The organism is Sodalis sp. RH22 (assembly GCF_047324165.1).
In the GTDB taxonomy this organism is placed as follows: Bacteria; Pseudomonadota; Gammaproteobacteria; order Enterobacterales; family Enterobacteriaceae; genus Acerihabitans.
On sequence record NZ_CP178731.1, the window covers coordinates 2,314,231 to 2,340,757 of the forward strand.

At 56.9% G+C, this 26,527-nt stretch carries 19 protein-coding genes and 6 tRNA genes; 21 read left to right on the forward strand and 4 right to left on the reverse strand.

Annotated elements, in window-relative coordinates; genetic code table 11:
- Positions 1-17: 17 nt before the first annotated feature.
- Genes alsA through alsK form a run of 4 tightly spaced genes read left to right on the forward strand, consistent with a single transcriptional unit; the run spans position 18 to position 4,127 of the window.
- Positions 18-1,556 (forward strand): D-allose ABC transporter ATP-binding protein AlsA, encoded by a 1,539-nt coding sequence (gene alsA, locus ACL2XN_RS10515; protein ID WP_413727055.1) that lies wholly within the window; start codon positions 18-20, stop codon positions 1,554-1,556.
- An 11-nt stretch (positions 1,557-1,567) separates the two neighbouring features.
- Positions 1,568-2,515: a D-allose ABC transporter permease gene (gene alsC / locus ACL2XN_RS10520; RefSeq protein WP_410016071.1), complete on the forward strand. Its 948-nt coding sequence runs from the start codon at positions 1,568-1,570 to the stop codon at positions 2,513-2,515.
- 9 nt (positions 2,516-2,524) lie between these two features.
- Positions 2,525-3,202 carry a D-allulose 6-phosphate 3-epimerase gene (alsE, locus tag ACL2XN_RS10525; protein ID WP_410016072.1) on the forward strand — a complete coding sequence of 226 codons (678 nt, stop codon included), beginning with the start codon at positions 2,525-2,527 and terminating at the stop codon, positions 3,200-3,202.
- Position 3,203: 1 nt separating this feature from the next.
- Positions 3,204-4,127: an allose kinase gene (gene alsK / locus ACL2XN_RS10530; protein ID WP_413730758.1), complete on the forward strand. Its 924-nt coding sequence runs from the start codon at positions 3,204-3,206 to the stop codon at positions 4,125-4,127.
- 51 nt (positions 4,128-4,178) lie between these two features.
- Here the strand turns inward: alsK and glnS are convergent, their stop codons facing one another.
- Entirely contained in the window at positions 4,179-5,846 is a 1,668-nt protein-coding gene (gene glnS, locus ACL2XN_RS10535; RefSeq protein ID WP_410016074.1) for a glutamine--tRNA ligase, read from the reverse strand.
- 283 nt (positions 5,847-6,129) lie between these two features.
- Positions 6,130-8,172 carry an N-acetylglucosamine-specific PTS transporter subunit IIBC gene (nagE, locus tag ACL2XN_RS10540; RefSeq protein WP_413730759.1) on the reverse strand — a complete coding sequence of 681 codons (2,043 nt, stop codon included), beginning with the start codon at positions 8,170-8,172 and terminating at the stop codon, positions 6,130-6,132.
- 343 nt (positions 8,173-8,515) lie between these two features.
- On the opposite strand from nagE, the gene nagB reads away from it, so the two are divergent.
- The 11 genes from nagB (at position 8,516) to ACL2XN_RS10595 (ending at position 16,157) form a co-directional block, all read left to right on the forward strand.
- Positions 8,516-9,325, forward strand: coding sequence for a glucosamine-6-phosphate deaminase (gene nagB / locus ACL2XN_RS10545; RefSeq protein ID WP_413722299.1), 810 nt, complete (start codon positions 8,516-8,518; stop codon positions 9,323-9,325).
- A 20-nt stretch (positions 9,326-9,345) separates the two neighbouring features.
- Positions 9,346-10,494, forward strand: a complete 1,149-nt coding sequence (nagA, locus tag ACL2XN_RS10550) for an N-acetylglucosamine-6-phosphate deacetylase (protein WP_413722298.1) — start codon at positions 9,346-9,348, stop codon at positions 10,492-10,494.
- 18 nt (positions 10,495-10,512) lie between these two features.
- Positions 10,513-11,736 carry a DNA-binding transcriptional regulator NagC gene (gene nagC / locus ACL2XN_RS10555; RefSeq protein WP_410016078.1) on the forward strand — a complete coding sequence of 408 codons (1,224 nt, stop codon included), beginning with the start codon at positions 10,513-10,515 and terminating at the stop codon, positions 11,734-11,736.
- Positions 11,737-11,956: 220 nt separating this feature from the next.
- Entirely contained in the window at positions 11,957-13,618 is a 1,662-nt protein-coding gene (asnB, locus tag ACL2XN_RS10560; RefSeq protein ID WP_410016079.1) for an asparagine synthase B, read from the forward strand.
- 962 nt (positions 13,619-14,580) lie between these two features.
- A tRNA-Met gene (locus ACL2XN_RS10565) sits at positions 14,581-14,657 on the forward strand.
- Between the two features lie 6 nt (positions 14,658-14,663).
- Positions 14,664-14,748, forward strand: a tRNA-Leu gene (locus ACL2XN_RS10570).
- A gap of 21 nt (positions 14,749-14,769) precedes the next feature.
- Positions 14,770-14,844 (forward strand) — tRNA-Gln (locus tag ACL2XN_RS10575).
- A 57-nt stretch (positions 14,845-14,901) separates the two neighbouring features.
- Positions 14,902-14,976, forward strand: a tRNA-Gln gene (locus ACL2XN_RS10580).
- 60 nt (positions 14,977-15,036) lie between these two features.
- Positions 15,037-15,113 (forward strand) — tRNA-Met (locus ACL2XN_RS10585).
- Between the two features lie 6 nt (positions 15,114-15,119).
- Positions 15,120-15,193, forward strand: a tRNA-Gln gene (locus ACL2XN_RS10590).
- Positions 15,194-15,593: 400 nt separating this feature from the next.
- Positions 15,594-16,157: a PH domain-containing protein gene (locus ACL2XN_RS10595; protein ID WP_410016080.1), complete on the forward strand. Its 564-nt coding sequence runs from the start codon at positions 15,594-15,596 to the stop codon at positions 16,155-16,157.
- A 239-nt stretch (positions 16,158-16,396) separates the two neighbouring features.
- Here the strand turns inward: ACL2XN_RS10595 and ACL2XN_RS10600 are convergent, their stop codons facing one another.
- Both ACL2XN_RS10600 and ubiF read right to left on the reverse strand, forming a co-directional pair.
- Positions 16,397-16,834 (reverse strand): hypothetical protein, encoded by a 438-nt coding sequence (locus tag ACL2XN_RS10600; protein WP_413730760.1) that lies wholly within the window; start codon positions 16,832-16,834, stop codon positions 16,397-16,399.
- A gap of 295 nt (positions 16,835-17,129) precedes the next feature.
- Positions 17,130-18,311 carry a 3-demethoxyubiquinol 3-hydroxylase gene (gene ubiF, locus ACL2XN_RS10605; RefSeq protein ID WP_413730761.1) on the reverse strand — a complete coding sequence of 394 codons (1,182 nt, stop codon included), beginning with the start codon at positions 18,309-18,311 and terminating at the stop codon, positions 17,130-17,132.
- Positions 18,312-18,493: 182 nt separating this feature from the next.
- Between ubiF and miaB the strand changes: the two genes are divergently transcribed.
- The 6 genes from miaB to ACL2XN_RS10635 all read left to right on the forward strand — a co-directional run bounded on the left by miaB (position 18,494) and on the right by ACL2XN_RS10635 (position 26,210).
- A complete protein-coding gene (gene miaB / locus ACL2XN_RS10610) occupies positions 18,494-19,918 on the forward strand; it encodes a tRNA (N6-isopentenyl adenosine(37)-C2)-methylthiotransferase MiaB (RefSeq protein ID WP_410016084.1) in 1,425 nt (474 codons plus the stop codon).
- Between the two features lie 199 nt (positions 19,919-20,117).
- On the forward strand, positions 20,118-21,206 hold the full coding sequence (locus ACL2XN_RS10615) for a PhoH family protein (RefSeq protein ID WP_410016085.1): 1,089 nt from the start codon (positions 20,118-20,120) through the stop codon (positions 21,204-21,206).
- The gene (ybeY, locus tag ACL2XN_RS10620) at positions 21,203-21,673 is read left to right on the forward strand and encodes an rRNA maturation RNase YbeY (protein ID WP_410016086.1); all 471 of its coding nucleotides are present in this window, start codon (positions 21,203-21,205) and stop codon (positions 21,671-21,673) included. The genes ACL2XN_RS10615 and ybeY overlap by 4 nt, the downstream gene beginning before the upstream one ends.
- Before the next feature lie 76 nt (positions 21,674-21,749).
- The gene (gene corC, locus ACL2XN_RS10625) at positions 21,750-22,628 is read left to right on the forward strand and encodes a CNNM family magnesium/cobalt transport protein CorC (RefSeq protein ID WP_410016087.1); all 879 of its coding nucleotides are present in this window, start codon (positions 21,750-21,752) and stop codon (positions 22,626-22,628) included.
- Between the two features lie 7 nt (positions 22,629-22,635).
- Positions 22,636-24,165 (forward strand): apolipoprotein N-acyltransferase, encoded by a 1,530-nt coding sequence (gene lnt / locus ACL2XN_RS10630; protein WP_413730762.1) that lies wholly within the window; start codon positions 22,636-22,638, stop codon positions 24,163-24,165.
- Positions 24,166-25,619: 1,454 nt separating this feature from the next.
- The gene (locus ACL2XN_RS10635) at positions 25,620-26,210 is read left to right on the forward strand and encodes an MSMEG_1061 family FMN-dependent PPOX-type flavoprotein (protein ID WP_410016089.1); all 591 of its coding nucleotides are present in this window, start codon (positions 25,620-25,622) and stop codon (positions 26,208-26,210) included.
- Positions 26,211-26,527 lie beyond the last annotated feature (317 nt).

The window sequence follows — 26,527 nt, forward strand, 5'->3', positions numbered from 1 at the left end:
TTAATCCGGAGAGTAATATGAGCACTCCATATATTAAAATGGAGGGGATCGCCAAATTCTTTGGTCCCGTCCAGGCGTTGCAATCAGTTGACCTGGAAATATACCCTAATGAGATACATGCTTTATTAGGTGAAAACGGCGCCGGCAAATCAACCTTGATGAAAATACTTTCCGGTATTTATGAACCGACGGCGGGGAAAATAATAATTAATGATGTCGAGTACGCGAAGCTCGATCATAAAGTCGCTGCCAGATTGGGCATTGGTATAATTTACCAGGAATTAAGCGTTATCGATGAATTAACCGTGTTGGAGAATTTATTTATCGGCCGTCTGCCGGTAAAAAAAGTGTTCGGCGTAAACGTGGTGGACTGGCACGACATGCGTACCAAAGCGGCTATTATGCTGCTGCGCGTGGGGCTGAAAATACGGCTTGACGAAAAGGTGGGCAACCTGTCCATCAGCCAAAAGCAAATGCTGGAAATCGCCAAGACCCTGATGCTGGACGCCAGGGTGATCATCATGGACGAGCCGACCTCTTCCCTGACCTATAACGAAGTGGATTATCTGTTCCTGATCATGAACCAGCTGCGCCAGGACGGCACGGCGATTGTCTATATATCGCATAAGCTTAACGAAATACGCCGCATCTGCAACCGCTATACGGTGCTAAAGGACGGCAGCAGCGTCGCCTCCGGGCAGATGGGACAGGTGACCAACGATGATATTGTCCGGCTGATGGTCGGGCGCGAGCTGCAAAACCGCTTTCGCTCCCTTAAGGAGAAGGTTGGCGGCGACACGGGGGACGCCGATATCATCTTTGCGGTGGAGAATATCACCAGCCGGGATAAACGCCGGGTCAAGCACGTCTCCTTCCAGGTAAAAAAGGGCGAAATCATGGGTTTTGCCGGACTGGTGGGGTCGGGACGCACCGAATTCATGAACTGCATCTTCGGCGTGGAACCGAAAAGCAGCGGCAAGGTGATGCTGCATAACGTCGATATCACGCCCTCTTCGCCGCTGGACGCCCTGAAGAAGGGCATGGGATATATCACCGAAAGTCGGCGTGAAAACGGCTTTTTTGATAATTTTTCCATTGCGCAGAATATCGCCATCAGCAAAAGCCTTAAGGATGGCGGCTATAAAGGTGCTCTGGGATTATTTAATGCGGATAAGGAAAGGCAGCTGGCGGAAACGCAGCGGCGGCTGCTATCGCTGAAATGCAGTTCGGTGGACCAAAATATCACTGAGTTATCCGGCGGCAACCAACAAAAGGTATTGATATCAAAATGGCTCTGCTGCGAGCCGGAGGTTATTATTTTTGACGAACCTACCCGCGGCATTGATGTCGGGGCCAAGGCGGAAATTTATAAGGTGATGCGCACATTGGCCGCCACGGGAAAAACCATATTGATGGTGTCATCCGAACTGCCGGAAATCATTACCGTATGCGACCGTATCGCAATATTTTGCGAAGGGACATTAGCCCATATTCTTGACAATAATGAGAGTATCGGGGAAGAAGATATTATGACGTGGGCTCTGCCACAAAGCTGAGGGAAATAAAAATGGAGAAGGCCACCTTTAACTTCCAGAAATTCTGGGATCAGTACGGCACGTTTTTTATCCTGGCGATTATTGTTGCCATATTCGGCTCTATATCCAGTGAATATTTTCTGAAAACCAACAATATTACCCAGATCCTGGTACAGAGTTCGGTAACGGTCTTGATCGGCATGGGCGAGTTTTTCGCCATCCTGGTGGCGGGCATCGACCTGTCGGTGGGGGCTATCCTGGCCTTGTCGGGCATGGTGACCGCCAAGCTGATGCTGGCGGGTCTTGACCCGGTCTCCGCCGCGCTGATTGGCGGGGTGGTGGTCGGCGGGCTATTGGGCGCCATCAACGGTTGCCTGGTTAACTGGACCGGCCTGCATCCCTTTATTATTACCCTCGGCACCAACGCTATTTTTCGCGGCATCACCCTGGTCATTTCCGATGCCAACTCGGTGTACGGCTTCTCATTCGGCTTTGTTAACTTCTTTGCCGGCAGCGTGCTGGGTATTCCGGTACCGGTGATTTTTGCTTTGATCATTGCGGTTATCCTGTGGTTTATTACCGCGCGCACCCGGCTTGGCAGAAATATTTACGCCCTGGGCGGCAACAAGAATTCGGCATTTTTTTCCGGTATCGACGTTAAATTCCATATGCTGGTAGTGTTTATTATTTCCGGCATCTGCGCCGGGCTCGCCGGCGTGGTATCCACCGCGCGCTTGGGCGCGGCCGAGCCTTTGGCCGGCATTGGCTTTGAGACCTATGCCATCGCCAGCGCCATTATCGGCGGCACCAGTTTTTTTGGCGGCAAGGGACGAATATTCTCGGTGGTAATTGGTGGTTTAATTATTGGCACGATTAACAATGGCCTTAATATTCTTCAGGTGCAAACGTATTACCAATTAGTTGTCATGGGGGGATTGATTATCGCCGCCGTGGCTTTAGATCGACTTATCAGTAAATAGGTAACCGATATGAAGATATCCCCTTCTTTAATGTGCATGGATTTATTAAAGTTTAAAGAGCAAATTGAATTTATCGATCGTCATGCGGATTATATCCATATCGATATCATGGACGGGCATTTTGTGCCCAATCTGACGCTGTCGCCGTTTTTTGTCGAGCAGGTCAAGCGCCTCGCCAGTAAGCCCCTGGATTGCCATTTAATGGTCACCCATCCGGAAGATTATATCGACAGCCTGGCGAAGGCGGGCGCCGGCATGATTACCCTTCATCCGGAAACCTTGTCCGGCCAGGCCTTTCGGCTTATTGAGAAGATCAGGTCCCTGGGATTGGGCGTGGGATTGATACTCAATCCTGAATCGTCGGTGGAGATGATGAAATATTATATCCATCTGGCGGACAAAATTACCGTCATGACCGTCGATCCCGGTTTTGCCGGCCAGCCGTTTATCACCGAAATGCTGGAAAAAATAGGCCAGCTCAAGGCATACCGCGAGAGCCACGGTTTGCGGTATGAAATTGAAATTGACGGTTCATGCAACCAGCGCACCTACCGTTCGCTGATCGCGGCGGGCGCGGATGTCTTTATCGTCGGTTCTTCCGGCCTGTTTAATAATGCGCCGGATATCCACCAGGCGTGGAAAATGATGACCGACCAAATCCAGGACGCGCGGAAGGAGGCCAGCTAAGATGAAAAACAGGCGGTTGGTGATAGTCGGCGTGGATATGGGCGCCACCCATATCCGCATCTGTTTGTTATCGCCCGATGGCCAGGTACTGGTCACGGCGAAAGAGCGCACTCTGCCGGTAGTGGAAAGCGGCCTGGCGGAAGGATTGTCGGCTTTTATCGGCCGCTTTCTCGTCCAGCGCGGCGCCGGGGTCGCCGCAGTGATGATTGGCTTTCCCGCGTCCATAGCCCGGGACAGGAAAACCATCATGTCCACGCCCAACCTGCCCTGCGCCACCCGCGAATTTGTGGATCTGGCGGCAGAACTGGAGCGGCGCCTGCAATGCCCGGTGGCCTTTGAGCGTGACGTAAACCTGCAGCTGTTTTATGACGTGAGCGAGCAGCGCCTGGGGGATAAGCTGGTGCTGGGATGTTATCTTGGCACCGGGTTCGGGTTTGCCATTTGGCTCAACGGCGCGCCTTATGTCGGCGCGCATGGCGTGGCCGGCGAACTGGGGCACATTCCCCTGGGCGATGACGGCGCGCGCTGCGGCTGCGGTAATACAGGCTGCCTGGAAACCGCCTGTTCAGGCGTGGCGCTGGCGCGATGGTATCACGGCGCGGCGCATGACTACGCGCTGTCCGATATTTTCACCTGCGCCCATGGCGATAGCTATATTACCGGCTTTATCGACACGGCGGCCAAGGCGATTGCCACCGGCGTAAACCTGTTTGATCCCGATCATATCCTGCTGGGGGGCGGCGTGATGGATATGGTGGATTTCCCCTACGATCGGCTGATTGCCAGGGCCGGCGACTTTATTCGCAAGCCGTTGCCCTATGAGGAAATCATTTTTGCCAAAGCGTCCTCGTCGGCGTTTAACGGCGCCATCGGCGCCGCCAGGCTGGGACTTCGGGTCGCGCAGGCGGCGTGCGCCGCCGGTTAGGCTACGCGTCGCACGCAGCGCCGCGGTCGATACCGCGGCGCCGGCGCGGCGTCAAACGGCGGTTTTGGTCCAGGTATCGCGCAGGCCTACGGTGCGGTTAAACACCGGTTTTTCCACGCTGAAATAGCGGCTGTCGGCGCAGAAATACCCTTCGCGTTCAAACTGGTAGGGCTTGCCCGGCAGCGCCTCAAGCGCGCTGGCCTCCACAAAGCCTTGTTTGATGACCAGCGACTCCGGGTTCAGCGTCGCGAGGAAATCATCCGCCGAGGCGGGGTTAGGGTCGCTGAACAGGCGATCGTATAAACGAAACTCGGCGGGGACGCCGTGGGTCGCCGAGACCCAATGAATCACCCCTTTCACCTTGCGCCCATCCGCCGGGTCCTTGCTCAGGGTCTCCGGATCATAGGTGCAGTAAATGACGCTGATCTCGCCCTGCTCATCCTTGTCGATACGCTCCGCCTTGATCACATAGGCGTTGCGCAGGCGCACTTCCTTGCCCAGCACCAGGCGCTTGTACTGTTTGTTGGCTTCCTCGCGAAAATCCGCCCGATCGATATAAATCTCGCGGCTAAAAGCCACCTGGCGCTCGCCCATCTCGGGTTTATTGGGATGCGTCGGCATGGTCACGGTTTCCTCGTGCCCGGCCGGCAGGTTTTCTATCACCAGTTTTACCGGATCGATCACCGCCATGGCGCGCGGCGCGGTTTCATTGAGATCTTCACGGATACAGGCTTCCAGCGCGGCGATTTCCACGTTGTTTTCCTGTTTGGTGACGCCGATGCGCCGGCAGAATTCACGAATGGACGCGGCGGTATAACCACGGCGCCGCAGGCCGGAGATGGTCGGCATGCGCGGGTCGTCCCAGCCCTCGACAATATTCTCCGCCACCAGTTGGGTCAGCTTGCGCTTGGACATAATGGCGTATTCAAGATTGAGGCGCGAAAATTCATACTGACGGGGATGGCAGTCGATAGTGATATTGTCCAGCACCCAGTCATATAAACGGCGGTTATCCTGGAACTCCAGGGTACACAGCGAATGGGTGATGCCTTCGAGGGCGTCGGAAATACAGTGGGTGAAGTCATACATCGGATAGATGCACCACTTCGAACCGGTTTGATGGTGTTCGGCAAATTTAATGCGGTACAGCACCGGATCGCGCATCACCATAAACGGCGAGGCCATATCGATTTTAGCCCGCAGGCAGGCGCTGCCCTCGGGGAAACCGCCGTTGCGCATAATGGTAAACAGCGCCAGGTTGTCCTCGACCGAGCGATCGCGAAACGGACTGTTCCGGCCGGGCGTGGTGAGGTTGCCGCGGTATTCGCGAATGGCGTCGGGTGAAAGCTCATCCACATAAGCCAACCCTTTATTGATAAGCTCGATGGCATAGGCATGCAGCTGATCGAAATAATCGGAGGAGTAATGGATATTGCCGCTCCATTTAAAACCAAGCCACTGCACGTCTTCTTTGATTGAATCGACGAATTCTATATCTTCTTTCACCGGGTTGGTATCGTCGAAGCGCAGATTGCATTGGCCCTGGTAATCCTGGGCGATGCCGAAATTCAGGCAAATGGCCTTGGCATGGCCGATATGCAGATAGCCGTTAGGCTCCGGCGGAAAACGGGTATGCACCGAATGGTGCTTACCGGTTGCCAAATCTTCATCAATTATTTGACGAATAAAATTAGTTGGGCGGGCTTCTGCCTCACTCATATTGCATTTCCTCTACGCGAACGCACGACATTCATTATGCTTATGTTCCAACAAGCCACGTCCCGACACAACCGTTAGTTGCAGAAATTCTTATGGCGCCGGGCGCGGTGCCGCGGCCGTCCTGTCGCCCTGACGGACAGGCTGGGTAACCGGGAGGCTATATTAGCATAGGCGCAACTGCGCCGGAGGATAACCGGGAACAGAATCGGGGGAAAAACGCCGTGTCGGGGAGAAACGGACACCGGCGCGCGAACCGCGCCGGAGCCGGGTAACGAGGGCGGCCTTATTTGGCGGTAACATCCAGCAGCGGTGTTACGCCTGCGACCACCGCGCCGCTGGCGATAGCGGTAATGGCGCCAAACTCATCCATATTGCTGATCACCACCGGGCTTATCATCGAGCGGGCATTGGCATTGAGATAGTCCAGATCCAGCTCCAATATCGGCTGCCCCTGGGTGACCTTGCTGCCCTCTTCCACCAGGGACGTAAAACCCTGTCCCTGCAGTCCGACGGTATCAATGCCGATATGCACAATCACTTCGGCGCCGGCGTCGGTTTCCAGGCAGAACGCGTGATGGGTGCCGAAGACCTTGACCAAGGTGCCGTTAGCCGGCGACAGCACCAGTTTCCCGGTCGGGCGGATGGCGACGCCGTCACCCACCGCTTTGCTGGCGAAGGCTTCGTCCGGCACCTGATCCAAGGGTACGATATCACCGGTTATCGGCGACGTCAGGCTAACCACCACCGGCCGCGCCACCGGCTCATGAACCACCGCGGCCGGCTGCACCGCCGCGGGTTGGGAAACGGAGCGCGACGCCGCGACCGGCCCTTCGGCCAGCACGGTACGCATGGCGCCGGCGATAATTTCGGCTCGGGTGCCGACAATCACCTGCACGCTTTCCTTATTAAGACGGATAACGCCCTGGGCGCCGAGATTTTTTGCCAGGGAATCGTTGACCAGCGACGAATCCTTCACGTTCAGCCGCAGACGAGTGATACAGGCGTCAATGCCGGTCAGGTTTTCCGAGCCGCCCACCGCGCTGATGTAACGGCGGGCCAGCGCCTGGGTTTCACCGGACCTGGTGGTGGCCATGGCCGGTTCGACGTCGACGTTATAGCCGTCGCTTTCGTCGCCGGCGACCGCCAGTTCACGCCCAGGAGTCAGCAGGTTGAAGCGTTTGATGGTAAAACGGAACACCAGGTAGTAAATAACAAAGAACACCAGTCCCTGCGGGATCAGCATATACCAATGGACCGCCAGCGGATTGCGCGAGGAAAGCACCATATCCACCAGGCCGGCGCTGAAACCAAACCCCGCCATCCAATGCATTTGCGCGGCGATGAATACCGACAGCCCGGTTAACAGGGCATGCAGGAAATACAGTACCGGCGCCACGAACATAAAGGAAAATTCCAGCGGTTCGGTGATCCCGGTAAAAAAGGCGGCAAACGCGCCGGCAATCATGATCCCGGCCACCTTGCTTTTGTTTTCCGGACGGGCGCATTGATAAATGGCCAGGGCGGCGCCCGGCAGGCCGAACATCATGATCGGGAAGAATCCGGCCTGGTAACGCCCGGTAATACCGACGATGGCGGTGCCCGCGTCAATGGACTGCTGGCCGCCGAAAAATTTGGGTATGTCGTTGATGCCGGCCACGTCGAACCAGAACACCGAGTTCAGCGCGTGGTGTAATCCCACCGGGATTAACAGCCGGTTAAAGAAGGCGTAGATACCGGCCCCCACCGAACCGAGCTGCTGGATATGCTCGCCGAACGATACCAGGGCGTTAAACACCAGCGGCCAAACGTACATCAGGATAAAGGCCACCAGGATCATGACGAAGGACACCAGGATCGGCACCAGCCGCCGTCCGCTGAAGAACGACAGCGCCTTGGTCAGCTCGACATGGCTGAAGCGGTTGTACAGCTCGGCGGAGATAATCCCCACCAGGATGCCGACAAACTGGTTATTGATTTTACCGAAGGCCGCGGGCACATCGGCCAGGGGAATATGCTGGATCATCGACACGGAAGCCGGCGCGCACAGCGTGGTGACCACCAGAAAGCCGACCAGGCCGGATAAGGCCGCCGCGCCGTCTTTGTCCTTGGACATGCCGTAGGCCACGCCGACGGCGAACAACACCGACATATTTTCTATAATCGCCGATCCGGCCTTGATAAAGAAGGCCGCCCAGGCGCTGCCGCCGCCCCAGCCCACCGGGTCGATCCAGTAACCGACGCCCATCAGGATGGCGGCGGCGGGCAACGTTGCCACCGGCACCATCAACGCGCGGCCTATTTTTTGAAGATAACTGAGTATATTCACCTTGATTCCCCTTTTGACCTTATCGATCAACCCACAATGTAGGCTGTCTAACCCTTGCCTGCGAAAACCGCGCCTGACGAAGCTGCTCATACGCAGTGTAGAAAGTTTAATTTTCAACGCAAATTAATTACCGGTATTATGTGATTAGAATCACCTTGAACCGGTAAGATTTGTGACTTATTCTACTAAATATGTCAAACTTATTTTGCATCGCGAATAATCAGCTTATACTTTTGCCGTGCGGTCAGAGCGCCCTGGCTCCCGCTATGTAATGCCTGCGCGCTAACGTTATACTGTTAACACCGTTGCGGACACCCGTTTTTATCTATTAAAGAGGTCAGTCATGAGACTTATTCCGTTAGAAACCGCCGCCGACGTCGGCAAATGGGCCGCTCGTCATATCGTCGAGCGCATCAATGCCTTCAAACCCACCGCCGCACGCCCTTTTATTCTCGGACTGCCCACCGGCAGCACGCCGTTGGAAGCCTACAAATATCTTATTCAGATGCATAAAGCGGGCCAGGTCAGCTTCGAGCACGTGGTGACGTTTAACATGGATGAGTACGTCGGCCTGCCCGCCGCCCATCCGGAAAGCTATTACACCTTTATGCATCGCAATTTCTTCGATCACGTGAATATTCCGCGGGAAAACATCAATCTGCTCAACGGCAACGCCGATGATATCGACGCGGAATGTCGCCGCTACGAAGAAAAAATCAAGTCGTACGGCAAGATCCATCTGTTTATGGGCGGCGTCGGCAATGACGGGCATATCGCCTTTAACGAACCCGCCTCCTCCCTGGCGTCGCGCACCCGCGTCAAGACCCTGACGCTGGAAACCCGCCGGGCCAATTCCCGTTTCTTTGACAATGATATCGAGCAGGTGCCGCGTTTTGCCCTGACCGTCGGCGTCGGCACACTGCTGGACGCCGAAGAAGTGATGATCCTGGTCATCGGCCACAACAAAGCGCTGGCGCTGCAGGCGGCAGTGGAAGGCAACGTGAATCATATGTGGACAATAAGTTGCCTGCAGCTTCATGCTAAAGCGGTGATGGTGTGCGACGAACCCTCCACCATGGAGCTGAAAGTGAAGACGGTAAAATATTTCCGCGAACTGGAAGCCGCCAGTACCCTGAGCCTGAAAAACAGCTGATTGATAACCGGGAGCGAACGATGTACGCATTTACCAATGGCCGGATCTTTACCGGTCTCCAAGTCCTTGAACATCATGCGGTAATCATCAATGACGGGGCAATCGACGCGGTCTGCCCGCTGGATTCGCTGCCGGCGGATATTGAGCGGCGCGATCTCGACGGCGCCATCCTGGCCCCGGGATTTATCGACCTGCAGCTTAACGGCTGCGGCGGCGTGCAGTTCAATGATTCCCTGGACGCCCTGACGGTGGAAACGCTGGAAATCATGCAGCGCGCCAATGTCAAATCGGGCTGCACCAGCTTTTTGCCCACCCTGATTACCAGCACCGATGCGTTTATGCGCCGCGCCGTCGAGGTGATGCGCGCATTTCTGGCGCAGCATAAGCACCAGGCATTGGGCCTGCACCTGGAAGGGCCTTACCTGAATCCGATAAAAAAAGGCACGCACGATCCGGCGCTAATGCGCAAGCCCTCGCCGGAAATGGTGGATTACCTGTGCGCCAACGCCGATGTCATCGCCCAGTTGACCCTGGCGCCGGAACAGGTCGACGCCGGGATTATCCGCCGGCTGAGCCAGGCGGGCATCATGGTGTCGGCCGGTCATTCCAACGCCACCTATGATGAGGCGAAAGCGGGTTTTGCCGCCGGCATCGGCTTCGCCACCCATCTGTTCAACGCCATGCCGCCCCTTACCGGACGCGAGCCCGGGCTTATCGGCGCAATTTACGACACGCCGTCGCTCTATTGCGGCATCATCGCCGACGGACTGCACGTCAACTACGCCAATATTCGCAACACCAAACGCATCAAGGGCGATAAACTGGTGCTGGTCACCGACGCCACCGCGCCCGCCGGCGCCGATAACCAGATTGATCGGTTCATTTTTGCCGGTAAAACAATATACTACCGGGACGGCCTGTGTCTGGATGAAAACGGCACCCTGAGCGGTTCGGCGCTGACGATGATTGAAGCGGTGCGCAACAGCGTGGAATTCGCCGGTATCGCGCTGGATGAAGCATTGCGCATGGCGACCCTTTACCCGGCCCAGGCCCTGGGCGTGGCGGCGCAGTTGGGTACCTTGCAGGCAGGCAAGGTGGCTAACCTGACGGCGTTCACCCGCGATTACCGGATAACCAGGACTATCGTTAATGGCGACGAAGTTCTCTGATGAGCGAGTAATAAACCGATGACCCCAGGCGGACACGCCCCGATAGGAAACGTTGACCTGGTCAAACAGCTCAACAGCGCTGCGGTGTACCGCCTGATCGATATGTCGGGGCCGATTTCGCGCATCCAGATTGCCGAACAAAGCCAGCTGGCGCCGGCCAGCATCACCAAAATCACCCGTCAGCTGCTGGAGCGGGGACTGATCCGCGAGGTGGACCAGCAGGCTTCCACCGGCGGCCGGCGCGCCATCTCCATCGTCGCCGAAACCCGCGCCTTCCAGGCGATTGGCGTGCGTCTCGGTCGCCATGACACCACCATCACCCTCTACGATCTGACCGGCAAATCACTGTACGAAGAATTCACCCCGCTGCCGGAAACCACGCAGCAGGCGCTGGAAGCGGCGCTGTTCAGCGCCATCGCGCGTTTCCTGGAGCAGATCCAGCGTAAATCCCGGGAGCTCATCGCCATTTCGGTGATCCTGCCGGGCCTGGTGGATCCGTATTCCGGGGTGGTGCGTTATATGCCGCATATCAGCGTGAGCGCCTGGCCGCTGGTGGAAAATTTGCAAAAACGCTTTCATCTTACCGCTTTTGTCGGCCACGATATTCGCAGTCTGGCGCTGGCGGAGCACTATTTTGGTGCAACACAGGACTGCGCGGATTCCATTTTGGTTCGTTTGCACCGCGGCACCGGCGCCGGGATCCTGGTCAACGGCCAGATTTTTCTCGGCAGCAACGGTAACGTGGGGGAAATCGGCCATATCCAGGTCGACCCGCTGGGCGAGCGCTGCCATTGCGGCAATTTCGGCTGCCTGGAAACCATCGCCGCCAACGGCGCCATTGAAAAGCGGGTGCGCCACCTGCTCGACCAGGGCTACCCCAGCAGGCTGACGCTGGATAATTGCCAGATCGGCGCCATTTGCAAAGCCGCCAATCGCGGCGATACGCTGGCCTGCGAGGTTATCGAGCAGGTGGGTCATCACCTGGGCAAAGCGGTGGCCATCGCCATTAACCTGTTCAATCCGCAAAAAGTGGTGCTGGCCGGTGAGATTACCGAAGCCCATAAGGTGTTGCTGCCGGCGGTGCAGCGCTGTATCGATAATCAGGTACTGAACGGTTTTCGCCAAAATCTGCCGGTGGTGATTTCCGCGCTGGATCACGGCTCCGCCATCGGCGCCTTTGCGCTGGTCAAGCGCGCGATGCTTAACGGCGTATTGCTCCAGCGCCTGCTGGAAAACAGCTGATTGCCGGGTCATCGGGTTTTATTGCATTTACGATCGGTCAAATTTGCCGGTGTTTTTCCTTCTTTTATTGATGATTATTGATAATTAGCCGCTTAAAAATGAATTATCACCAGCAGCATGGCTTTTTTCATTGATTGATCTTGAATAATGGTGTCATTTTAGTGCTAAATCGATGTCAACAGCAAAGCATTAGCCCCGAGACCGGCCTAAGGAAAAGAGAATGTGTTCTATTTTTGGTGTACTGGATTTGCAATCGGATCCGAGCGAACTGCGTAAAACCGCGCTGGAAATGTCGCGCCTGATGCGTCATCGCGGTCCCGACTGGTCGGGAGTGTTTGCCAGCGACCAGGCCATCCTGGCCCATGAACGCCTGTCCATCGTCGACGTCAATACCGGCGCGCAACCCTTATATAACGCCGCGCATACCCATGTGCTGGCGGTGAATGGCGAAATTTATAACCATCAGGCGCTGCGCCAGGAGCTGGGGGACCGCTATGCGTTCCAGACCGGTTCCGACTGCGAAGTGATCCTGGCCCTGTACCAGGAAAAAGGACCGGCCTTCCTCGACGATCTGCGCGGTATGTTCGCCTTCATTTTATATGATACCGAGAAAGACGCCTACCTGATCGGCCGCGACCATATGGGCATTATCCCGCTATATATGGGGCATGATGAAAACGGCACGCTGTATGTGGCGTCGGAAATGAAGGCGCTGGTGCCGGTATGCCTGAGCATTAAGGAATTTCCCCCGGGAAGTTATCTGTGGAGCCAGGACGGAGAAATCCGCGAATATTACACCCGCGATTGGTTCTCTTATGACAACGTGAAGGACAACACTACCGATAAAGCGGCGCTGCGCGACGCGCTGGAAGAGTCGGTCAAAAGTCATTTGATGTCGGATGTGCCTTACGGCGTGCTGTTATCCGGCGGGCTGGATTCATCGGTTATTTCCGCCATCACCAAGAAGTATGCCGCCCGGCGGGTGGAAGACGGCGCGCGCAGCGAGGCCTGGTGGCCGCAGCTGCACTCTTTTGCCGTCGGCCTGGAAGGCTCGCCCGATCTGCGCGCCGCCAAGGAAGTGGCTACCCATCTGGGTACCGTGCATCATGAAGTGCATTTCACCGTGCAGGAAGGCCTGGATGCCATCCGCGACGTGATTTACCATATCGAGACCTATGATGTCACCACCATCCGCGCCTCGACGCCGATGTACCTGATGTCGAGGAAAATTAAGGCGATGGGCATCAAGATGGTGTTGTCTGGCGAGGGAGCCGACGAGGTTTTCGGCGGTTATCTCTATTTCCATAAGGCGCCGAACGCCAAAGAGTTTCATGAAGAGCTGGTGCGCAAGCTGCAGGCGCTGCATATGTATGACTGCGCGCGCGCCAATAAGGCGATGTCCGCCTGGGGCGTGGAGGCGCGCGTGCCGTTCCTGGATAAAAACTTCCTTGACGTGGCGATGCGTATTAACCCGCAGGATAAAATGTGCGGACACGGCAAAATTGAAAAGCATGTACTGCGCGAATGTTTTGCGTCCTACCTGCCGGAAAGCATTGCCTGGCGGCAGAAAGAGCAGTTTTCCGACGGTGTGGGCTATAGCTGGATCGACACGCTGAAGGAAATGGCCGGCAAGCAGATTACCGATCAGCAATTGGCTAACGCGCATTTCCGTTTCCCGTACAATACGCCGACGTCTAAAGAGGCTTATTTTTACCGGGAAATCTTCGCGGAGCTGTTCCCGTTGCCAAGCGCGGCGGAGTGTGTGCCGGGAGGTCCGTCGGTGGCCTGTTCCTCGGCGAAGGCCATCGAATGGGATGAGTCGTTTAAAAATATGGACGATCCGTCGGGACGGGCGGTGGGTGTGCATCAGTCCGCGTACTAAAGCTATCGGCACGCTCTCCCTTTAACATGTCTGCGTTAGGTCCGGTGTTGGCGGGCCTGGCATGCCATGAGGCACTCGGTCGGGCGGGAAAACTACGCCCGATTCGATCCCATTGGCATGCTCTCTCTCCCTTAACACGTTTGTGTTGAGTTCGACGTTGGCGGGCCTAGCGCACCATGGGGCGCTCGGTCGGGCGGGAACACCACGCCCGATTCGACCCCATTGGCACGCTCTCCCTTGAACACGTCCGGGTTGAGTTCAGCGTTGGCGGGCCTGGCATGCCATGAGGCACTCGGTCGGGCGGGAAAACCACGCCCGATTCGACCCCATTGGCACGCTCTCCCTTGAACACGTCCGGGTTGAGTTCAGCGTTGGCGGGCCTAGCGCACCATGGGGCGCTCGGTCGGGCGGGAACACCACTCCCGATTGGACCCCATTGGCACGCTCTCCCTTGAACACGGCTGCGTTAGGTCCGGTGTTGGCGGGCCTAGCGCACCATGGGGCGCTCGGTCGGTCGGGAACACCACGCCCGATTCGACCCCATTGGCACGCTCTCCCTTGAACACGTCCGGGTTGAGTTCAGCGTTGGCGGACCTGGCATGCCATGAGGCACTCGGTCGGGCGGGAACACCACGCCCGATTCGACCCCATTGGCACGCTCTCCCTTGAACTCGTCTGGGTTGAGTTCAGCGTTGGCGGGCCTGGCGCGCCATGGGCCGCGCGCCCTTTAACATGTCTGCTTTGAGCTTAGGGTTATTATCAAACTCACCGGGCCTTTACGGCCCGGTTTTTATTTGTTTGAATAGGAAAATCAGGCCTTATGCGGTTTTTATCATCAGGTTGCTCATAAGCCAGACAAACAGCATGCGCAAAGCCTGATTACCGAAAAAAGGTGTTGACTGGATTTCTGCAACTACGCATAATGCGCCCCGCAACGCCGAATGAAGGTCACGCGGAAAGATGGCTACGTAGCTCAGCTGGTTAGAGCACAGCACTCATAATGCTGGGGTCACAGGTTCGAATCCCGTCGTAGCCACCATACTTTGCGGGAGTGGCGAAATTGGTAGACGCACCAGATTTAGGTTCTGGCGCCGCAAGGTGTGCGAGTTCAAGTCTCGCCTCCCGCACCATGATTTCGGTTACGCAGCGGATGGGGTATAGCCAAGCGGTAAGGCAGCGGGTTTTGATCCCGCCACTCCCAGGTTCGAATCCTGGTACCCCAGCCATTAACCTCGCCCGGGCGAGGTTGCAAGCGGGAAAAGTTGCAAAAACGTTTGGATGATTGGGATATAGCCAAGCGGTAAGGCAGCGGGTTTTGATCCCGCCACCCCCAGGTTCGAATCCTGGTATCCCAGCCAAAAAAAAGTTGAAAAAGTTTTTAAAAAGTATTGTAAGTCCCGAATTTTTAAGTATAATTCGGCTACGTAGCTCAGCTGGTTAGAGCACAGCACTCATAATGCTGGGGTCACAGGTTCGATTCCCGTCGTAGCCACCACATTTTTGGGGTATCGCCAAGCGGTAAGGCAGCGGATTCTGATTCCGCCACCCCAGGTTCGAATCCTGGTACCCCAGCCATACAAAGACTGCGCAAGCAGCGAAAAGCGGGGCGATTGTCGAAAGACATCGCCCCGCTTTTTTTATGCGTGTCTTCTGCCCTTCCTTTCAGATCATCCTTGCAAAGGGTATCAGCCCGTCGCCGCGCGTTAGCAAAAAAATCAGGATTATCCTAATTATTTTGCAACTAAACGCGGCGCAAGTAATCCCAGATCATGGTATCGGCCATATTGTTAAGGGCACAATCACCGACGATTTCGCGCGGGAAACGGCATGTGGCCTTTCACAAAAAGATCGTTGCCCGAGCTAGTCGTTTAATTAAGCAGGTTTCAGGGAGCTGTTCTCGTCTTTGGTGGTGCGCTACATAAGGTAAATTCAAGCACGATCAAATGATAAATTGACCATTATTCATTGGGACTCAATGATGATTAACTTTAAAACAGCAAGTATTGAAGAGTTGAAAATAGAATATAAGCGCCTGGCCAAGCTGGTGGGCGATATGCCCTTCGGCACCAAAAAAGAGTTTTACCATCTTCCGGCGATCCTGGCCGACGATGAAAAACCGCTGGCGGTGGCAACGGGCCTGATGGGCGGCAATACCTGGCTGATTACCCTGACCAACTACCGGATTATTTTCCTGGATAAAGGCATGGTTTACGGTCTGAAGCAGGTTTTCGTCGATCTGGCGAGCGTGGTTTCCGTAAGCGGGCGCACCAAGATGATGACCGGCAGCATTACCCTGAGCACCACAGGTCAAAACTATACCATCGAGAATGTGATGAAAGGCGCGGTCACCCCGTTTACCAATATGGTGAATATCGCACGGGAAACGCTCAGCCAGCAGCCGCAGATGCGGCAGGCGGCGGGCACCCGTGCGCAATATGACGTGATCACCCAGTTGGAAAAACTGGCGGCGCTGAAAGAACGCGGCATTTTAAGCGATCAGGAATTCAGCGTGCAAAAAGAGAAAATCCTGGCGATGTAACGCCCACCTGCGCCGGCCGGCCCGGCGCTTAGCGGGACATGCGGGGGAAAGCGCCATCCCGGCTGATTGTCCACGCCTCTATTATCGCTTAAGCGCAGGCGCAGGCGGTGTTTTCCGTGCCGTCCGGCATGAAAAGCCCGCCGGATAAGATCGCCTAAGCGTCCTTTGGTCCGCCTGGCAGCAGCGCGCGCATTAAATGCTGACTGCGCGGCAATAAGCCTATCTTAAGGCCAAGCGGCTTAAATACCCGGTTTAATATCGACAACGACTGGCTGCCCTGGTCTCGTTCGATATCGGATAGAGTACGACGGCTGATATTGATCTGGATTTTGGTCGTCATCCTGAAAAGTATCGATCCAGATTTCGTTGTTGGCGGAGCAACGTAATAATAGTTTTGGCGCCTCCTCACCAGCGCCAGTGGCGCCACCGCCCGCCGCGCCCATCTGTTGTGCGTATTCTAAAAAATCAGTATTCCGCTCGGCCACATCCTGTACGGTAAACCGAATTTGATTAATTTGTTTAACCGCGGGTAAATCGGTTAAGGATTCCTTAATGCGCATATTTCCCACGGGAGCAAGAACGCCTGACCGCAACCGAGCGCTATCTTGTTGGGTTGACGGCAGGCCTTGATCGGTAGTTTTCCATGAGTACCGCAGGCAAATTGCTACTACAGGCATGCTCATCATCCCGTTCCATGAATTCCAGCGCATAATCAAACGCGTAACCGAGTAACGTTAAACTCGCGCGTCCTTGGTCAGGTTCGGAAAATGTGATAGACGCGGCGTCCTGCCATCTTCCTTCGACAAAAATTTCAATAGTCAATTTCATGGACACCTTCAATGAGCAATGTTTTGCTCTTTTAGCGCTAACGTTTTTAAAATGGCAATTATTTTGCTCAAAAAAATCTTAAATGAAAAAAAATGAGCAATATATTGCTCATTTTTTGCTGACAACGCCCGACGCTACCGCCAGTCAGAGACCCAGGGCATATTTCAGCGCCCGGACTTTCAGCGGGCCGGCGCGCTGGGCCAGGAACAGGCCGAGGTTGCGCGCCAGCCGGACCGGCGGCAGCCGGTTGCTGAAGGCGCTATAGAAGAGATCCATGCCGCTTTGCATCAGCAGGTTGTCGCCGTAACGGCGATGCTGATAGCGCTTTAAGATGCGCAGCTCGTCCCAGGGTTCATCATGATCGCGCGCGCCAATCACCACCGCGGCCAGCGCTTCAGCGTCGCGAAAGCCCAGGTTTACGCCCTGCCCCGCCAGCGGATTTATGGTATGCGCCGCATCGCCGATCAGCGCCAGGCCCGGCCGGACATAGTCCCTGGCATGGCTGCGCACCAGCGCAAAAGCGCCCGCGGCGTGCACCTTCACCGCGCCCAGGCGGGTGGGAAAGACGGCCAGCACCTCGCGCTCCAGGGCCGCCGGCGGCAGGGCCTGCAGCTGGCGGATACGCGCCGCGCTGTCATACCACACCAGCGACGCCCAGTTATCGTAGAGCGGTAAAAACGCCCGGGGACCGTCGGGGGTAAATTCCTGCCAGGTGACATCCTGCTGGCCGTACGGGCATGCGACGGTTATCAGCATACACGACTGGCGATATTGCCAACCGACGGTGCCGATGCCCGCCCATTGCCGTACGTTGGACCGGGCGCCGTCGGCGCCGATCAGGAGCCGGGCGCCAACCGTTTCGCCGTTATCAAGCGTCAGGCGCCAGTTGCCGCCGTCATAACGCATTTTCGCCAGGGCGGCCGGCGCGCGCAGCGTCAGATTGCCGCAGTCGGCGCAGGCCTGCCACAGCGCCCGCTGCAGCCGGATGTTTTCCACCATAAAGCCGAGTTCCGGCAAATGCAGCGCCGCGGCGTCGAAGGTGACCTGGGACTGCGCCCATTCCCAGGTTTCCAGGCGGCGGTAGGGTACGCGGACATGGGAATCGATACGGTCCCACGCGCCCACGCGGCGCAACAACGCCGCCGACGCGCAGCTGATAGCCGAAACGCGCAAATCAGGCGGGGCATCCGGCCGGGGCTCCGCCAGCCGGGCATGGTCCAGCACCAGCACCCGTATACCGCCCTGCGCCAGCATTAACGCCGCCAGGGCACCGACCATGCCGCCCCCCGCCACCACCGCATCATAGGCTATTTCGTTTGTGTTCATCTCGGCTATGCTTGTGTCTGTGATTAAACATTTGCTTAGTGTACCGCAATTTTTCATTATGAAAGAGGAGCGAAGGCTCAGCCCTCTGGTCACAACCACGCCAAAGGATTACAATACGCGCCCTGCATGAGCCGAAGGGCTTTTTCGCACCCTAAAATAATGCATCAAGTAATGGCAAGCCGATGACAAAAAAACTGCATATCAAAACCTGGGGCTGTCAGATGAACGAGTACGATTCATCGAAGATGGCCGACTTGCTGGATAGCACCCACGGCTACCAGTTGACGGATAACGCCGAAGAAGCGGACGTGTTGCTGCTCAACACCTGTTCCATTCGTGAAAAGGCGCAGGAGAAGGTATTCCATCAACTGGGCCGCTGGCGGGCGCTGAAAGAAGCCAATCCGGATTTGATCATCGGCGTCGGCGGCTGCGTGGCCTCCCAGGAAGGCGCGCATATCCGCGAGCGCGCCCATTATGTCGATATTATCTTCGGGCCGCAGACCCTGCACCGCTTGCCGGAAATGATCAACCACGTGCGCGGCACGCGCAGCCCGGTGGTGGATATCAGCTTCCCCGAAATCGAAAAATTCGACCGGCTGCCGGAACCGCGCGCCGAGGGCCCCACCGCGTTTGTCTCCATCATGGAAGGCTGCAACAAGTACTGCTCGTTTTGCGTGGTGCCCTATACCCGCGGCGAGGAAGTCAGCCGTCCCTGCGACGATATCCTGTTCGAGATAGCCCAACTGGCGTCCCAGGGCGTGCGCGAGGTCAACCTGCTGGGGCAGAACGTCAACGCCTACCGCGGCGCCAGCTTCGAGGGCGATATCTGCACCTTTGCCGAACTGCTGCGCCTGGTGGCGGCCATCGACGGCATCGATCGCGTGCGTTTCACCACCAGCCACCCGATTGAATTCACCGACGATATCATCGACGTCTACCGCGACACGCCGGAGCTGGTCAGCTTTGTGCATTTGCCGGTGCAAAGCGGTTCCGATCGCATCCTGACCATGATGAAACGCGCCCATACGGCGCTGGAATATAAATCCATCATCCGCAAACTGCACAAAGCGCGTCCCGGCATCCAGGTGAGTTCCGATTTTATCATCGGTTTCCCCGGGGAAACCCAGGCCGACTTCGAGCAGACCATGAAGCTTATCGCCGACGTTAATTTCGATACCAGCTACAGTTTTATCTACTCCGCGCGTCCCGGCACGCCGGCGGCGGATATGGTGGACGATGTCGGCGAAGACGAGAAAAAGCAGCGGCTGCATATACTGCAGCAACGCATCATTCAGCAGGCGATGCAGTTCAGTCGCCAGATGATGGGCACGGTCCAGCGCATCCTGGTGGAGGGCACCTCGCGCAAAAGCGTGATGGAGTTGGCCGGCCGTACTGAAAATAACCGCGTGGTGAACTTTGAAGGCACGCCGGACATGATCGGCAAGTTTGTCGATGTCGAGATCGTCGATGTCAATCCGAACTCGCTGCGCGGCGTGGTCGTGCGCACCGAAGATCAAATGGGCCTGCGCGTGAGCGAAAGCCCGGCCTCGGTGATTGCGCGCACCCGCAAAGAGAATGAACTCGGCGTCGGGACCTTCCAGCCGTGATACCCTCCCTGCCCGTTAACGGGCGGCCTCCCCCGCCGCCCGGTTCTGCCTTTTCTCCTCCGGTTGCTTTTCACTTATCGTGCCCCAATATTAATTTAATGATCCGCGTCCTTGACGCTGGTGACGGTTTCCTTCATTTATGAACATGGTCAGCCATAATCTACTCCCTAACATGGCCTGAAAGGCCCAGAGGAAAAGTTTGAACGTCGACACTAAAGAAATCATGCTGGAGCCTGCGGACAATAAGCGCTTAATGAGCCTCTGCGGGCCGTTCGATGACAATATCAAACAACTTGAGCGCCGGTTGGGCATTGAAATCAATCGTCGCGACAACGTTTTCAAACTGGTCGGCAAACCGCTGTGCGTGGAAGCCGCCGCCAATATCCTGCTGACGCTGTACGTGGACACGGCTCCGGTGCGCGGTGTTGTCGCCGATATCGAGCCGGAAAAAATCCACCTGGCCATCAAAGAGAGCCGGGTGCTGGAGCAAACCGCCGAAAGCGTGCCGGACTTCGGCAAAGCGGTGCATATCCAGACCAAGCGGGGCGTTATCAAACCCCGTACGCCAAACCAGGCGCAGTATATCGCCCATATACTCGATCATGATATTACCTTTGGCGTCGGTCCGGCCGGTACGGGTAAAACCTACCTGGCGGTGGCCGCGGCGGTGGATGCGCTGGAGCGCCAGGAAATACGCCGCATCATGCTGACCCGCCCGGCGGTGGAGGCCGGTGAAAAACTCGGTTTCCTGCCCGGCGATCTCAGCCAGAAGGTCGACCCGTACCTGCGTCCGCTGTATGACGCGCTGTTCGAAATGCTGGGCTTCGAGCGGGTTGAGAAACTGATTGAACGCAACGTGATTGAAGTCGCTCCGCTGGCCTATATGCGCGGTCGCACCCTGAATGACGCCTTTATCATCCTGGATGAAAGCCAGAACACCACCATCGAGCAGATGAAGATGTTCCTGACGCGCATCGGTTTTAATTCCAAAGCGGTCATTACCGGCGATATCACCCAGATCGACCTGCCGCGCAATGCGAAATCAGGCCTGCGGCACGCCATCGAAGTGCTGGCCGACGTAGAGGAAATCAGCTTCAACTTCTTCCATAGCGAGGACGTGGTGCGCCATCCCGTGGTGGCGCGCATCGTGGTGGCGTATGAAGCCTGGGAAGCGGCCGATCAAAAGCGTAAAGACGCGTTGGGCGAACAGCGCCGGCGTGAAGCGCAGGCCGCTTACCACGGGAATATCCCGCCGGCCGCCGGCGATAACCAGGAGCCGGCCAAATGAGCGGCGTCATCCTTGATTTACAGGTAGCCTGCGCCGATCCGGCCGGTTTGCCCGATGAAGCAACCTTTATGCGCTGGCTGGAAGGCGTGCTGCCGCAGTTCCAGGACGAGGCCGAGGTCACCATCCGCCTGGTGGACGACGCGGAAAGCCACGAGCTGAACCTGACCTACCGCGGCATGGACAAGCCGACCAATGTACTATCGTTTCCCTTTGAAGCCCCGCCACAGGTGGAGCTTCCCCTGCTCGGCGACCTGATCATCTGCCGCCAGGTGGTGGAACGGGAAGCCGGCGAACAGGACGTGCCGCTGGAGGCGCACTGGGCGCATATGGTTGTCCACGGCTGTCTGCATCTGCTAGGGTATGATCATATCCAGGATGAGGAAGCCGAGGAAATGGAGGCGCTGGAGGCCGACATCATGCAGGCGTTAGGTTATCCCGATCCCTATCTGAACGAAAAAGACGACTGATAAACGACGCCGGCCCCGGAGCGGGGCCGGTTTATACGATCCATTTATCCACTACGAGTGAAATTAACTAAACGCCATGAGCGACGACCATTCGCAAAGCAACGACAGCCCCAGTCCCAAAAAGGGCTTTTTTACCCTTATCCTTAATCAGCTGTTTCACGGCGAGCCAAAAAATCGCAATGATTTACTGGAGCTTATCCGTGATTCCGAACAAAACGAGCTGATTGATCCCGATACCCGCGATATGCTCGAAGGCGTTATGGATATCGCCGAGCAGCGCGTACGCGATATCATGATCCCGCGTTCCCAAATCGTGACCCTGAAAAACAACCAGTCGCTGGAAGAGTGCCTGGATGTGATCATTGAATCCGCGCATTCCCGTTTCCCGGTGATAAGCGAAGACAAGGATCACATCGAGGGGATCCTGATGGCCAAGGATCTGCTGCCGTTTATGCTCAGCGATTCGCAGCCGTTCAGTATGGATAAAGTGTTGCGCCCCGCCGTGGTGGTGCCGGAAAGTAAACGCGTCGATCGCATGCTGAAGGAGTTCCGGTCCCAGCGCTACCATATGGCCATTGTGATTGACGAGTTCGGCGGCGTTTCCGGCCTGGTCACCATTGAAGACATCCTGGAGCTGATCGTCGGCGAAATCGAGGATGAATATGATGACGAGGAAGACCGGGATATCCGCCAGCTTAACCGCCATACCTTCACCATCCGCGCGCTGACGCCGATTGAGGATTTTAACGAAACCTTCGGCACCCACTTCAGCGACGAAGAAGTGGACACCATCGGCGGACTGGTGATGCAAGCCTTCGGCCATCTGCCGGCCCGTGGTGAAACCATTGAAATAGATGGTTATATTTTTAAGGTCGCCATGGCCGACAGTCGGCGTATCATCCAGGTTCATGTTAAAATCCCCGACGACTCACCCCAACCGATAATGGAAGAATAAACCTTACATGGCGAGCGCATTGCGACTTGAGCGCCAGTGGGTACGTGCGTTGCTGGCGTTATTGACCGGCGCCTGCGGTACCCTGGCGTTTTCACCTTATGACTTTTGGCCGGCGGCGTTAGTCTCGCTGGCCGGGTTGCTGGCGGTGACCCTTAACCGCACGGTGCGGCAGTCCGCCTGGCTCGGTTTTTTCTGGGGCTTTGGGCTGTTCGGCACCGGCATGCGCTGGATTTATGTCAGTATCGACCAGTTCGGCGGGCTGCCCGTCCCGGTGAATATCGGCCTGGTGGCCCTGCTGGCGGCGTACCTGGCGCTATATCCGATGCTGTTTAGCGGCGTGCTGGCGCGCATCTGGCCGCGCACCTCGCTGTGGCGGCTGGCGGTTGGCGCGCCGGTGCTGTGGCAGGTGACGGAATTCCTGCGCGGCTGGGTGATGACCGGCCTGCCGTGGCTGCAGTTCGGCTATACGCAAATCGACGGCCCCCTGAAGGGGCTGGCGCCGCTGTTCGGCGTCGAGTCCATGACCTTTTTCCTGATGGCCGCGAGCGGCCTGGCGGTGGCCGCCGTGGCGCTGCGCGCCCCCCTGGCCGGCATTTGCGCGCTGGCGGTGCTGTTGCTGCCCTGGCCGCTGCGCGGACTGCACTGGTATGCCCCGCAGGATGCCAGGACGGTGACTGTGGCCATGGTGCAAGGTAACATTGCCCAATCGCTGAAATGGGAACCCGACCAGGTACGGCCGACGCTTGACGTGTACCTAGGCCATACCCGTCCGTTCCTGGGCAAGGCGCAGATGGTGATTTGGCCGGAATCGGCCATACCGGATGACGAAACCGCCCAGGGGCCGTTCCTGACCGAGTTGGATGCGCTGTTGCGTGAAGAGCGCACCAGCCTGGTCACCGGCATTATCGACACCCGCAGGACAGCGTCGGGCTATAATTATTTTAACAGTATCCTGGTACTGGGGGAGCAAACGCCTTACCGCTACCCCAGCCCGAATCGTTATGCCAAGCATCATCTGGTGCCGTTCGGTGAATTTGTGCCGCTGGAAAGCCTGCTGCGCCCCCTGGCGCCGCTGTTCAATCTGCCGATGTCGTCATTCAGCCGCGGCAATTATATCCAGCCGCAGCTGAGCGTTGCCGGCATGAAGCTGACTGCGGCCATTTGTTATGAAATCGTGCTCGGCTCGCAGGTGCGGGATAACTTCCGGCCGGATACCGATTTCCTGTTGACCATTTCCAATGACGCGTGGTTCGGTCATTCCATCGGCCCCTGGCAGCATTTCCAGATGGCGCGCATGCGCGCGCTGGAACTGGGGCGGCCATTGTTGCGCAGTACCAATAACGGTATTACCGCGGTGATCGGCGCCGATGGCGCCATCGAAGCGATGCTGCCGCAGTTTACCCGCGACGTGTTAAGCACGCGCGTAACGCCGACAACCGGACTGACGCCTTATGCACGCTTTGGCGACTGGCCGTTGTGGGTGCTGACGCTGCTGCTGGGGTTTGCCGCCGTGGTCTTTGGCCGCCGGGCGCGTTAGTAGCCACGGTTTAGGTCGCCATGGTGGGAGTTTCGCTGGCGCTTGCGGGGAAGCGTATGTTGCCATGGTGAGAGTTTCGCCGGCGCTTGCGGGGAGGCTTATGTTGCCATGGTGAGAGTTTCGCTGGCGCTTGCGGGGAGGCTTATGTTGCCATGGTGAGAGTTTCGCTGGCGCTTGCGGGGAGGCTTATGTTACCGCGGTGCGGGTTTCGCTTGCCGTGCGTTAGGTGTTCATATGTCTTGCCGGGTGCCGGCAAGCGACAATGAGGCCGTACCGCGACGGCCTCCTTGACCTCCGCGCGCCCGGCAGGTCGCGCTCGCTGCGCGATACCTTCCGCCGCCTGTGCCCCCGTTATGCACCGGCCCGTTATGCGCTCCCGGCGCAAACGGGCCTTTCGCCGCTCCCGGCGGCTCATGCCGGGGGCACAGGCGCCGTCAGCGCGCTTTATGCCGGTCAACATGTCGCTGTTCGTACTGCATGTTATGAAGCGATAGCGGCGCTGTTGCTTAGGATGGGACTGGCGTCGGCTTAGGATCGACCGTGATGGGATGCAACAGGTATGGGATGCAGCTGGCACGACGAAAAGTTGGACATGCGGTCATGCGGTCATGCGGTCATGCGGTCATGCGGTCATGCAATAAGGCGTTCATCATTCATGCAACTTAAACCTTACGCTTTAAGTTTTAACAGTACGCATTACGCTTTCAGCCATCAGCCATCAGCCATCAGCCATCAGCCGTTATACTGCAGACTTCAGCCCAAAATAAATACTGCTATTTTTCCCGGTAATCACATACCGCGATGAACCCCAAAACGCTACATTGCTCACAGGCGATGGTGTTGACGTTGTGCCGGCATAGAGTGCGCCGGCAGCGCGCATCTTGGCTGGATGAGCCGCCGGGAGCGGCGAAAGCTAAGGGCCGCGCCGGGAGCGCGTCCCGTGCGGTCCCAAAGCCGGGATGGGCGATGCCGGGGACCGCGCAGCGGCGCACGATCTGCCGGACGCGCGGAGGTCAAGGAGGCCGTCGCGGTACGGCCTCTTTGTCGCTTGCCGGCGCCGGACACACCATATAACCACCGAACGCATGGCAAGCGAAACCTTCACCGCGACAACATAAGCCCAGCGAAACCCGCACCGTGGCAACATAAGCCTCCCCGCAAGCAAGCAAAGCCCCCACCGCGACAACATAAGCCTCTCCGCAAGCAAGCAAAGCCCACCACGGCTGGCTGCTTCATATTTAAATTCAGGAGCAAAGGTTCATCTTTCTCTGTTATGGCGTGCTACATTCGCGGCAGCCCTATATCAAAAATGTGGCCCGCGCCCTCTTTAGCGCGTCCGCCTTGGGTCCGGCGCCGCAGCCCTAATGCGCGTGCTAATTATTGTTAATCATACTCATTGCTGTTATCGTGCCACTTGTAACATCCTCGTGACATATTGACCAAAGAGCCTCTGAATGAATCCCGATTCCCGTTATCTGCTAACCGATCCCGCCCAGCTGCGCGAGCATTATGCCCAACCCAACAAAGCGGTGGTGCAAAAACAGATCGATCATCTTGATGCTTACGCCCGCCGGCTGATTGCCCTGTCGCCGTTCATGATCCTCGGCACGCAGGGCGCACGCGGCATTGACTGCTCGCCGAAAGGAGGCGAACCGGGGTTTGTCCAGGTAGAGGATGATAAAACGCTGCTGCTGCCGGATCGTTCCGGCAACAATCGCCTCGATGGCCTTAGCAATATCCTGCACAATCCCTTTGTCGGCATGCTGTTTCTCATCCCCGGCTGGCTGGAGGGATTCCGGGTCAACGGCCGCGCGCGGATTTCCGTCGACCCGGCGCTTTGCCTGCGTTTTGCCCACAACGGCCAGCCGGCGAAAAGCGTGATTATTATCAGGGTGGAAGAGGTCTTTATTCACTGCGGTCGGGCAATCAGCTTCGCCGGACTGTGGGATAACGCGAAACATGTCGACCCCGCTCTGCTGCCCGGCGCGCTGGAAATCTTTAAAGCCCATGTCGCCCTGTCGGCCGCCGGCGCGCAGCCGGCCTGATTCCGCCGCTGCTCCGTTCGGGGGCAAATAATTTGTCTGGCATGGATTTTGCTGTATAACGTTGCGAATGTCGTTAAAAACTGTTTTTTTATGAGTGATTTTCGCCATCCGTGCGCTGCAATGGTGCGTTTACCGCACTTAGATTGTGCAATGAGGCGTCATGCGCCACGCTTTGGTGCGTCTGAACTCACAAAACGAAAACTTTATCATTTCAAAACATTTACATTCGGCTATTTTTTAACGGTAATCCGTTTTGATTTTACGCTTTAGGCTGGTTCCAAAGCTTAACGTGATACTCATGATTGCGGCGCGCTTAC

Excerpts from the sequence above, each read along its gene's own strand:
- alsC (WP_410016071.1), top strand. The coding sequence starts at position 1,568 with ATGGAGAAGGCCACCTTTAACTTCCAGAAATTCTGGGATCAGTACGGC.
- corC (WP_410016087.1), top strand. The coding sequence starts at position 21,750 with ATGAGCGACGACCATTCGCAAAGCAACGACAGCCCCAGTCCCAAAAAG.
- ACL2XN_RS10600 (WP_413730760.1), bottom strand. The coding sequence starts at position 16,834 with ATGCCTGTAGTAGCAATTTGCCTGCGGTACTCATGGAAAACTACCGAT.
- ACL2XN_RS10635 (WP_410016089.1), top strand. The coding sequence starts at position 25,620 with ATGAATCCCGATTCCCGTTATCTGCTAACCGATCCCGCCCAGCTGCGC.
- asnB (WP_410016079.1), top strand. The coding sequence starts at position 11,957 with ATGTGTTCTATTTTTGGTGTACTGGATTTGCAATCGGATCCGAGCGAA.
- ybeY (WP_410016086.1), top strand. The coding sequence starts at position 21,203 with ATGAGCGGCGTCATCCTTGATTTACAGGTAGCCTGCGCCGATCCGGCC.
- alsE (WP_410016072.1), top strand. The coding sequence starts at position 2,525 with ATGAAGATATCCCCTTCTTTAATGTGCATGGATTTATTAAAGTTTAAA.
- nagA (WP_413722298.1), top strand. The coding sequence starts at position 9,346 with ATGTACGCATTTACCAATGGCCGGATCTTTACCGGTCTCCAAGTCCTT.
- nagB (WP_413722299.1), top strand. The coding sequence starts at position 8,516 with ATGAGACTTATTCCGTTAGAAACCGCCGCCGACGTCGGCAAATGGGCC.
- glnS (WP_410016074.1), bottom strand. The coding sequence starts at position 5,846 with ATGAGTGAGGCAGAAGCCCGCCCAACTAATTTTATTCGTCAAATAATT.
- ubiF (WP_413730761.1), bottom strand. The coding sequence starts at position 18,311 with ATGAACACAAACGAAATAGCCTATGATGCGGTGGTGGCGGGGGGCGGC.
- nagC (WP_410016078.1), top strand. The coding sequence starts at position 10,513 with ATGACCCCAGGCGGACACGCCCCGATAGGAAACGTTGACCTGGTCAAA.
- lnt (WP_413730762.1), top strand. The coding sequence starts at position 22,636 with ATGGCGAGCGCATTGCGACTTGAGCGCCAGTGGGTACGTGCGTTGCTG.
- alsK (WP_413730758.1), top strand. The coding sequence starts at position 3,204 with ATGAAAAACAGGCGGTTGGTGATAGTCGGCGTGGATATGGGCGCCACC.
- alsA (WP_413727055.1), top strand. The coding sequence starts at position 18 with ATGAGCACTCCATATATTAAAATGGAGGGGATCGCCAAATTCTTTGGT.
- ACL2XN_RS10595 (WP_410016080.1), top strand. The coding sequence starts at position 15,594 with ATGATGATTAACTTTAAAACAGCAAGTATTGAAGAGTTGAAAATAGAA.
- miaB (WP_410016084.1), top strand. The coding sequence starts at position 18,494 with ATGACAAAAAAACTGCATATCAAAACCTGGGGCTGTCAGATGAACGAG.